Raw genomic sequence first — 3,614 nt, 5'->3', positions numbered from 1 at the left:
GTGATGCTGCCGAGCTCAATCAGGCGATCCATGTGGATCGGCTGTTTCGCGAACTTCCGGATCGAAACCAGCGGGCCGTCGACGGCCAGCGGCGGGATGATGGCGTTGACGCGGCTGCCGTCGGCGAGGCGCGCGTCCACCATTGGCGCCGACTCGTCTACGCGCCGACCGACGGCGGCGACGATCTTGTTGATGATGCGCACGAGGTGCTTGGTGTCCTGGAACTGGACGTCGGTGCGCTCGAGGCGGCCGGCACGCTCCACATAGACCGTCTCATGCGTGTTGATCAGGATGTCGCTGATCGTCTCGTCCTTGAGCAGGGGCTCCAGCGGGCCGAGGCCCAGCAGCTCGTCCAGCACCTCATCGATCAGACGGTCGGTCTGGCTGAGGTTGAGGATGCGCTTCTCTTCGGCGAGCAGGCCGCTGATCGCACTGCGGATCTCGAGCCGCAGCTGTTCGCGCGGTGTCTTGTCCAGGAGGCTGAGGTTCAGGAGCTCCAGCAGGCGCTGATGGATGCGCACCTTCAGCGCCGTGAAGCCCTCGATCGCGGGCGCGGCGGCGGCTTGGGGGGTCCCTTTCGGGGCCTCGGCGCCGGGTTTCCAGAGCATGCTCATCTACGCTTTCCCGCATCGACAGTCGCCAGGGCCGACACCTTGGCGGCGAGCTCGGCGATGGCCTTCTCCAGCTTCGTCCCCCGACGGATTGCGGAGATTTCGACGCCCTGGTTCGTGGCCGCCATCATGGTGCGGCGGTCTTCCGGAATGACGGCGTCGAACGGCCGCCCGAGCGCACGCTCGGCCGCCTTGATCGTCACGGTCGCGGTGTGGTCGGCCGACGGCGCGTTGCACACGAGCGTCAGCGGCTTGCCGTCCAGGCTCTGCGAGGCGAGGACACGCAGCTGGCGCTTCACCAGTTGAACGTGCGGCGCAGACAAGTGAGTCACCAGCATGATGCGGTCGGCGAGATGGAGGATCTCGTTCGTCCAGGCCGTCCACACCGGCGGCAGCTCGACGATCGTGAGGCGGAAATCGCGCCGCAGACCCGCGATCAGCGCCGCGGCCTGCGGCGGGCCCAGCGTCTCCAGCGGGACCATCTCGCGCGGCGCGGCCAGCAGGCGGACCCCGCTCCGATGCTTCGCAAGCGCCGAGTGGAATGGCGTCTCCTCGAGCGATCCCGAACCCAGACAGTCCGCGATGGTGACCGCCTCCGGCAGGTCCAGATACAGACCCGCGCAGCCGAACTGCAGGTCGAGGTCGGCGAGGCACACGTCGTTGCCGCCGCCCGAAATCATGGCGGCCAGCTGGACGCAGAGACTGCTGGCGCCGACGCCGCCGCCGGCCTTCAGCACAGCGACGATCTCGCCCGACGAGCGCGGCTGCGTGGGTCGCTCGGCCTGGGCGAGCAGCCGCTCGAGGCAAGCCGCCAGCGAGGGCTCGCTGACCGGCGCCGGCAGCACGTCGGCCGCGCCTTCTCGTAGCAGGCGCCGGGTGGTCATCACGTCGGCGTCGTACAGGGCGATCACGACCTGCAGGCCGTGCCGCCGAGCCTTCAGGCGGCGGATCGCCGCTTCGATGTCCTCGACGGAAGCCGCCGAAAGGCCCACCAGCAGGATGTCGACGCTCGCGGGCGTCGCGGCGGGCCAGGTCGACCCGAGCGTTTCGAAGGTCACCTGCGGGAACAGCGCGGCGAGCGAGGCCATGCGGCCAGCGCCCTGGATCGCGCCCTCGACCACGCCCACACAGCTCACGCCGCCACCTGCCTCGCCGGAGCCCGGTCCCGAGAGGGCGTTTCGGAATACGCGCGGAAGGTCGACCATATCAACTCACCCCTCGCCGCCACGCTCGATCTCGCAATGGGAAAGTCGGGCGAACACGGCGCTCACATGCATATCGCTGGCCAGAAACATCAGCCCTTTGAAAACAAGCATCATTTCGGACTAGCTCCGCCACCCCCGCCGCTGCTGGTGACGCCGATCGTCGACGCGCCAAGGTCGGCGGGCGGGAGCGTCTTGCCGGTGCGGTAGCGCTCCATGGCCAGCCCCACGCGCGCGCCGTCCGAGACGACTTCCTGCGGATACCGCGCATCGGGGTCAGCGATCTGGGCCACGCGGTTCTGGTTCACGATCGCGCCGAAGTCCGAGCCCAGGTGCGCCCTGCTCTGGGCGCAGCCCGCAAGGCCGAGGGCCAGGAGCGTCGGGATCAGCATGGTCTTGGTCAGGCTCATCTCGGGTCCTCCTAGTAGAGCACGTGGCCGTGCGGACCCTCGAGGCCGACCTTCTTGGGATCGGCCGAGATAAGGGCGCGGTCTTCCGGGCGGACGCGGGACTTGCCCTGCATCGATCCGAACAGGAACAGCTCGAAGTCGGACGGCGGCACGAAGCTGTCGCCGGGCGTCGCGATCTGCCCGCGGCGCGGCGTCACCAGATGCGGCGTCACCACGATCACGAGTTCGGTCTCGTCGCGCCGGTAGCCGTTGGAGCGGAAGAGCGCGCCCAGGATCGGGATCTCGCCCACGAACGGGAACTGGCGAACCTGGTTTTCGTACTCCTCCTTGAGGAGACCCGCGATCGTGAACGACTCGCCGTCGCGAAGCTCGATCGTAGTGTTGGCCCGCCGCACCTTGATGCCGGGGATTCTGATCGACCCGAGGTCGATCGAGATGGTCGGGTCAATCGACGACACCTCCGGCTTCACGGCCACGTTGATCAGGCCGTCGCTGAGCAGCGTCGGCGTGAAGGCGAGCGCGACACCGAATTGCTTGTACTCGATAGAAATGGTGGGGACGTCCCCCTCGTCATTGCCGCTGCTTTGCGCCACAGGGATCGGGAACTCGCCGCCCGCCAGGAAGCTCGCAGTGTCGCCCGACATGGCGACCAGGTTCGGCTCGGCCAGGGTCTTGATCAGGCCCTTGGTCTCCAGCGCGTCCATCAGGAGCTCGAGGTTGCCGTTGAACACGGCCGACGCCGCGCCGAAGCTGTCGACGAGGAATCCGTTGTTCTTGACGTTGGTGTCGCCGGTGAAGACCGTGATCGACGGGTCGCTGTTGGTCGGCAGGCGGTTGACGTTGAGCTTCAGGTTCTTGGCCGTCGTCCGCTGCATCTCGACGAACCGCACCGAGAGCATGATCTGTTGGGTGCCCTCGACGCCCAGCATGTTGACGACTTTCTGGGGCGCGTAGGACTCGGCCAGCGCCAGGGCCTTCTGCAGAGCGGCCGGGCTGCTCACCACGCCGGACAGCACCAGCGACTGGTTCGCCGCGTGCACCGAGATGTCGCGCTCGGTCGGCATGATGTCGTGCAACCGCGCCTTCAGGCCGTCGCCGTCGGCCGACACCACGATGTTGGCGGCGGCGATCATGCGCTTGCCCGGGCCATAGATCGTGAGCGAGGTCGAGCCGATGCTCCGGCCCACCACGTAGACCGAGCGGCTGGTGAGCGGCAGCACGTCGGCCACCTTGGGCTCGGCGATCATCAGGTCCGAGTAGGGCGCCGGCAGCTCGATGACCTGCGACTTGCCCACTGGGACCACGATCTCGACCGTCTCGGACGAAGCGCCGGCCACGGGGCCCTGCGCAAATGCGGCTTGGCCGCCGCCGAAGACGAGGCAACAGGCGAT

Annotated in this window: 4 protein-coding genes; all 4 read right to left on the bottom strand. The window is 67.9% G+C overall.

Annotated features, from left to right (window positions below; genetic code table 11):
• Positions 1–614 (bottom strand): ATPase, T2SS/T4P/T4SS family (locus VGD44_RS24340; RefSeq protein WP_331090977.1); only part of this gene is annotated, 614 nt, incomplete at its 3' end.
• The gene (locus VGD44_RS24335) at positions 611–1,816 is read right to left on the bottom strand and encodes a hypothetical protein (RefSeq protein WP_331090975.1); all 1,206 of its coding nucleotides are present in this window, start codon (positions 1,814–1,816) and stop codon (positions 611–613) included. The genes VGD44_RS24335 and VGD44_RS24340, both read right to left, overlap by 4 nt.
• Positions 1,817–1,926: 110 nt before the next feature.
• Complete coding sequence (locus VGD44_RS24330; protein WP_331090974.1) at positions 1,927–2,223, bottom strand: hypothetical protein; 297 nt, start codon at positions 2,221–2,223, stop codon at positions 1,927–1,929.
• 11 nt (positions 2,224–2,234) lie between these two features.
• Positions 2,235–3,614, bottom strand: a 1,380-nt coding sequence (locus VGD44_RS24325) for a type II and III secretion system protein family protein (protein WP_331090972.1), incomplete at its 5' end; no start/stop codon positions are given.

This window comes from Phenylobacterium sp., from assembly GCF_036402295.1.
Classification (GTDB): Bacteria; Pseudomonadota; Alphaproteobacteria; order Caulobacterales; family Caulobacteraceae; genus Phenylobacterium.
This window is presented reverse-complemented; position numbering and strand designations above follow the sequence as displayed.

Coding starts and splice junctions, on each gene's coding strand:
- VGD44_RS24335 (WP_331090975.1), bottom strand. CDS start 1,816: ATGGTCGACCTTCCGCGCGTATTCCGAAACGCCCTCTCGGGACCGGGC.
- VGD44_RS24330 (WP_331090974.1), bottom strand. CDS start 2,223: ATGAGCCTGACCAAGACCATGCTGATCCCGACGCTCCTGGCCCTCGGC.